General features: G+C 71.0%; 6 protein-coding genes. 1 reads left to right on the forward strand and 5 read right to left on the reverse strand.

What is annotated here, in order from left to right:
• Positions 1-173: 173 nt before the first annotated feature.
• On the forward strand, positions 174-671 hold the full coding sequence (locus PV682_RS43855; protein ID WP_319738542.1) for an AAA family ATPase: 498 nt from the start codon (positions 174-176) through the stop codon (positions 669-671).
• Here PV682_RS43855 and PV682_RS43860 read toward each other — a convergent pair.
• The 5 genes from PV682_RS43860 to PV682_RS43880 are packed head-to-tail and all read right to left on the reverse strand — an operon-like array spanning position 649 to position 4,532.
• Positions 649-1,521, reverse strand: a complete 873-nt coding sequence (locus PV682_RS43860; protein ID WP_319738531.1) for a glycosyltransferase family 2 protein — start codon at positions 1,519-1,521, stop codon at positions 649-651. The genes PV682_RS43855 and PV682_RS43860 overlap by 23 nt on opposite strands.
• Positions 1,521-2,690 carry a hypothetical protein gene (locus PV682_RS43865; protein ID WP_319738535.1) on the reverse strand — a complete coding sequence of 390 codons (1,170 nt, stop codon included), beginning with the start codon at positions 2,688-2,690 and terminating at the stop codon, positions 1,521-1,523. Before PV682_RS43865 ends, PV682_RS43860 begins: the two co-directional genes overlap by 1 nt.
• Positions 2,687-3,133 carry a hypothetical protein gene (locus PV682_RS43870; RefSeq protein WP_319738537.1) on the reverse strand — a complete coding sequence of 149 codons (447 nt, stop codon included), beginning with the start codon at positions 3,131-3,133 and terminating at the stop codon, positions 2,687-2,689. The genes PV682_RS43865 and PV682_RS43870 overlap by 4 nt, the downstream gene beginning before the upstream one ends.
• The gene (locus PV682_RS43875; RefSeq protein WP_319738538.1) at positions 3,067-3,375 is read right to left on the reverse strand and encodes a hypothetical protein; all 309 of its coding nucleotides are present in this window, start codon (positions 3,373-3,375) and stop codon (positions 3,067-3,069) included. Before PV682_RS43875 ends, PV682_RS43870 begins: the two co-directional genes overlap by 67 nt.
• A complete protein-coding gene (locus PV682_RS43880) occupies positions 3,372-4,532 on the reverse strand; it encodes a glycosyltransferase family protein (protein ID WP_319738541.1) in 1,161 nt (386 codons plus the stop codon). Before PV682_RS43880 ends, PV682_RS43875 begins: the two co-directional genes overlap by 4 nt.
• Positions 4,533-4,601: the final 69 nt, after the last annotated feature.

The raw sequence follows: 4,601 nt of genomic DNA on the forward strand, positions 1-4,601 counted from the left end.
TGGCCGGCGAGCTGGGGAACGCCTGGTCCGGCGGGGTTGTGGCGGACGTACGTCCGCAAGGCTCGAAGAAGAGGGTTCATGGGGCGTCTCCGAGAGTCGGGCCGTACGCGGGTGCGGGACCTGGCAGGCTGGTCGTGGCAGTACCGCGCGGTGGAGGAGAGAAGCACGTGACGATGGAGGCCGCTCCGGTCGTGTACCTGCTCGTCGGACTGACGGGGTCGGGCAAGACGACGTACGCGCAGCGGAAGTTGGAGCCGTCCGGGGTGGTGCGGCTGTCCGTGGACGAGCGGGTCTTCGAGCGGCACGGCCGTTACGGCGTGGACTATCCCGAGTCCGAGTACTTCGCCCGGGAGGCGCCCGTCGTCGCCGAAGTGCGCCGGGAACTCGTCGAGTTGGTGACGGCCGGTCGGTCTGTCGTGGTCGATCACGGGCTGTGGCGGCGCAAGCAGCGGGAGGACTGGAAGAGCCTCGTCCGTGACGCCGGAGGGGTCGTACGGCTGCTGTACTTCCCGGTCGCGCGCACTGAACTGCTCCGGCGTCTGAACGAGCGCAACCGGCGTGACGACGCGAACGCGTTGACGGTCACCGAGTCGGCGCTGGACGACTTCTTCGCCCGGTTCGACGTCCCTCACGGCGAGGGGGAGGAGATCATCGAGCCGGACTCCTTCTAGCCGGGCGCCAGGTGGCGGCCAGCCGTGTGGCTTCCTCCGGCCACCACGGCGGGGTCTTCTGGAGGGAGACCGGCCGGAAGGGGACGTCGGGGGCGGTGACGTCGATCCGGCCGTCGTGCAGGGAAAGGTGGCTCAGCAGGCGCCGGGCCTCCGTCAGCAGTGCGGGGGACTTGGTCCGCCAACTGCCGTCCGCCGTACGGGCCGCGCACCTTTCGAGGTCCTCTCGTACGCCGCGCCGCCATTTGAAGTGGTGGACGACGACCGGCGGCCGGTTCACCGGCCGGTGCCCTTCCGCGCGGTGGTTCCCGGAGTCGACCGTCACGCCGGAGTGCGCGAGCACGATCTTGCGCGGGTCGCCGCGCAGCAGCAGGTGGGTGAGGAATCCGCCCAGGGGGTACGCCGCGTCCAGCCCTTCCCCCGAAGACGGTGACGGTGACCAGCCGGTCAGGCGGCCGTCGGCGGAGACCCGGTCGAGCATCAGCCCGCCGACCGTACCGGTCCTGGACGCCTCCGCCTCGGCCACAACCTCTGCCAGCGGAGCCGGGTAGGCGTGGAACTCGTCGGCGTCGGCCAGCAGATGCCAGCCGGTCCCGGCCCGGTCGCGGAGCATGTCGCGCAGCTCGGTGTTGGTGTGCTCGTGCCACGGTCCCGTGCTCACCGCCAGCGGGGCGGTCCGCAGGGCTTCGCAGGCTGCCTTCAGTTCGTCGCGCCGATGTTCCGGTACGTGGCCGGGGAAGTGGAAGGCGAGGAGGAACCGCTCGACTCCCAACCCTCGGTAGTGGTCCACCCAGGCGGTCAGCAACTCCGGCTCCACCGGGCCGATCACGGCGATCACAGGCGGTGTGTCCATCACGAGATTCCCTTCAGACTGGAGGCGATGCGCAGGAGGAAGGCGGCCTGCCCGGCGGCCGACGGCACACCGATGCGCCTGGCCGTGTCCGGCGCGGGCCGGGGAAGCGGTGTCCGGGCGAGATCGTGGAGCAGGGCGGCGAGGCGTCCGGCGTCGCCTGCGGGGAAGGTCCTCGTCCAGTCCTGGCCGGACAGCCGGTCGGTGAGGGCCGGGTCGTGGTCGGACAGCAGCAGCGGGACGCCGAACCGGACGGCATCGGCCACGAGCCCCGACTCCTTGCCCACCCCGGGGTGACGTGCGACCACGGCGGCGTCGGCCGCCGCGTACACGGAACGCACCGACTCCGGCACGCCTACGACGTGCAGCCGCACGTGCGGCAGGCTTCTCCAGCGCCGGAGGATCGCGGAGTCGAGCGGGGCTCCGGCCACGATCACGTGCAGAGGACAGCCGAGCCGTACGAGCGCGGCGTCCACGACGTCGATGTCCTTGTACGGCCACCAGCCGCCCACCAGGCAGACGGCCGGCTCGGATTCCGGGATACCGAAGGCGTCCCGCGCCCGCTGCCGTTCGGTGGCGGTGATTCGCTCGGCGGGGTCCGCGAGGGCGAAGGGCCGCGTCAGTATCCTCAAGTGCGGGAAACGGGCGGCCAGTTCGTCGCGGACCGAGCAGGTCGGGGCCAGGAGAAGGACGCGGTTCCTGCCGGACGCGGTGAGAGTGCCGACAGCCTGGACGAAGGCTCCCTCGGCGGTGACGACCTCGTGGACGAACCTCACATGGGGTCCGCCGAGCAGTCCGGCGGCCGAATGCAGGGCCTCGCTCGCACTGAGCACCACCACCATGGCCCCGTCGGCGGCGGAGTGCGCCGTACGGACACATGCCGCCTCGGCCAGACAGCGCGACAGCAGGGTCACCTGGTGCGGAAGACGGCGTAGCCAGGTGGGCCAACGCCGCGAAGCGAACAGCCACTTACCGGCTCCGGCGAGGCGCCGGGCCGCGCGTGCCACCGCCATCAGCAGCCCAACGGGGGTCACAGCAGCGTCCGTTGAGCCGTAGGGGGCGACGACGAGCACGTTGTCGTACGCCGACGCGAGAGCGGCCAGGGCGTGTTGATGGTGCCCGCCGATCCGGTGCGCGTGAGGCTCCACGAGCACCAGAAGGGGGCCGCTCATCCCGTGAGCGCCTGGCTGTCGAACCGGGCGCGTAGCCAGGCCGGGTCGTTGAGCCGGTCGAGCAACGCTGGATCATCCGCGGCCTGGTGCGCGAACTCCACGCCCTGCCGCGCCCCGGCAACCGCGTACGACGCGAACTCGCCCTCCGCGCCCCCGGTCCAGGTGGCGATCCGGGCGGCCGTCTCCTGGTCGCTCATGCCGTACTCGCTGCCACGCGTGAGCATCGCGCACTCCCTGAACCCCGCCTTCCAGGCGTGGTACGCGGACTGGTCGATCCGCGTGGTCCCGGCAATCTCCCTGGTGAACTCGGTCCGGCCGGGAAGCGCGGCCAGGACGTCGACCGCTTCCCCGAGCTGCCGCAGGGCACTGCGCCGGATCAGCTTGAGACCGCCGTAGCCGTAGACCAGCCCGTTGAGCGGGTTGCGGGCACGCCATACCCGCATCGACACCCGTCCGCCAGCGGCGTCACCGTGCGCAGGTCGAAGGCGGTGTCGATGACGAAGTCCCCGTCCGCCAGCAGGAATTCGTCCGTGTCGACGACCTCGGCGGCCAGGCGGTACGCCCGCCGCATCCCCACCACGCCGTGCAGGCGCTTCACCTCGACGCCGAGGACGCGCTCAAGCCGCGTGTGCAGGAGACCGGCGCGTGGTTCGTCGTACGACAGCATCACCGCGTCGACCCTCACCGCAGGGCCTCCAGGTACCGCGCGGCCACCAGCGCGGGGGTGAGAGCGGCGGTCGAGTCGTGGGCCTGCTTGGCCTGGGCGCGGTAGAAGGCGGGGTCGGTCGCGAGGCGGGTCACGATCGCGGCGGCCTCGTCCGGGGTGTCGAAGAGGAGCTCGTCGGTGATGTGCTCGGCGGGCCAGCCCGTACGCGGGCCGATGACCGGCAGGCCCATGCCCTGGCAGTCGATCACGGACATCGACCATGGGCAGCCCGGCCGCAGCGGCGCGAACCCGAAGTGCGCACCCGCCAGAAGCTCGCGGTAGCGCAGGCGGTCACCTCCGTCCGAGTCGACCATGACTCCGTCGAGGGAGGCGAGTTCGGCCCGGAAGCGTTCCGGACTCGGGTCCAGCCTGACGCGTTCCGGACTGCGATCGCCGAGCAGGTCCAGCACCGTCAGCCGCACCGGGGAACCGGACGTCAGACGGCGGGCCAGAGCGGTGAACTCGCGGGTCCCGTAGTGCGCGTAGAAGCGGTGGTTGTAGACGCCTGTTGCGGTTCCGTCCGGTACGAGGGTCTCGGAAGGGTCGCGGACCAGGCGTTCGTCCCGGGGTGCGGGGACGACGTGCAGCTTCTCTCCCAGCTCCACTCCCATGCGGGCCGTGACCGCCGACGTCCACGAGGCGGCGGTCGCCGAATGCACCAACACCCGGTCGCACGCGGCCAGTCCGCCGACGAAGGCCAGCAGGATTGAGCGGCCGAGGCCACCGTCGTCCAACGACGGGTCCAGACACAGCCGTTCACCCTCCGAGATCGAGAACGGCAGGTAATGGCAGTACCCGGCGACCAACGCATCGACCCCGGCCTCCACCAGCGCGGCCCGCACCGCCGGTGCCGCCTCGATCTGGTTGACCACCACAGCCTGCGGCCTCACCTCACGGATCACCGAGGCCAGACCGTCCAGATCCGGAGCCAGACGCGCTCGGTACTTCGTCGCCGGGGAAGCGGTCGCCACGAACCCGACCCGCTCGTCCCCGACAGGAACCGGCGCGGCCACCGTCACCTCCACCCCCACGTCCGCCCACGCCGACGTGAGCAGCTCGGCGAACGTGAACCCCGAATCGGCCGACAGACGGCCGGGATTGGAGACGTTGAGCAGATACAACAGACGCTCGGGCATCGCGCCGCCTTCGGGTCGTAAAGCCTTGGGCACAGCTCTGACCTCCTTGTTCCTGAGACTTGAGCAGTT

The organism is Streptomyces niveiscabiei (genome assembly GCF_033794345.1).
GTDB classification, from domain to species: Bacteria; Actinomycetota; Actinomycetes; order Streptomycetales; family Streptomycetaceae; genus Streptomyces; species Streptomyces niveiscabiei.

What these genes read in the sequence shown, in the direction of transcription:
- PV682_RS43855 (WP_319738542.1), top strand. Translation starts at nt 174, where the DNA reads ATGGAGGCCGCTCCGGTCGTGTACCTGCTCGTCGGACTGACGGGGTCG.
- PV682_RS43860 (WP_319738531.1), bottom strand. Translation starts at nt 1,521, where the DNA reads ATGGACACACCGCCTGTGATCGCCGTGATCGGCCCGGTGGAGCCGGAG.
- PV682_RS43865 (WP_319738535.1), bottom strand. Translation starts at nt 2,690, where the DNA reads ATGAGCGGCCCCCTTCTGGTGCTCGTGGAGCCTCACGCGCACCGGATC.
- PV682_RS43870 (WP_319738537.1), bottom strand. Translation starts at nt 3,133, where the DNA reads ATGCGGGTATGGCGTGCCCGCAACCCGCTCAACGGGCTGGTCTACGGC.
- PV682_RS43880 (WP_319738541.1), bottom strand. Translation starts at nt 4,532, where the DNA reads ATGCCCGAGCGTCTGTTGTATCTGCTCAACGTCTCCAATCCCGGCCGT.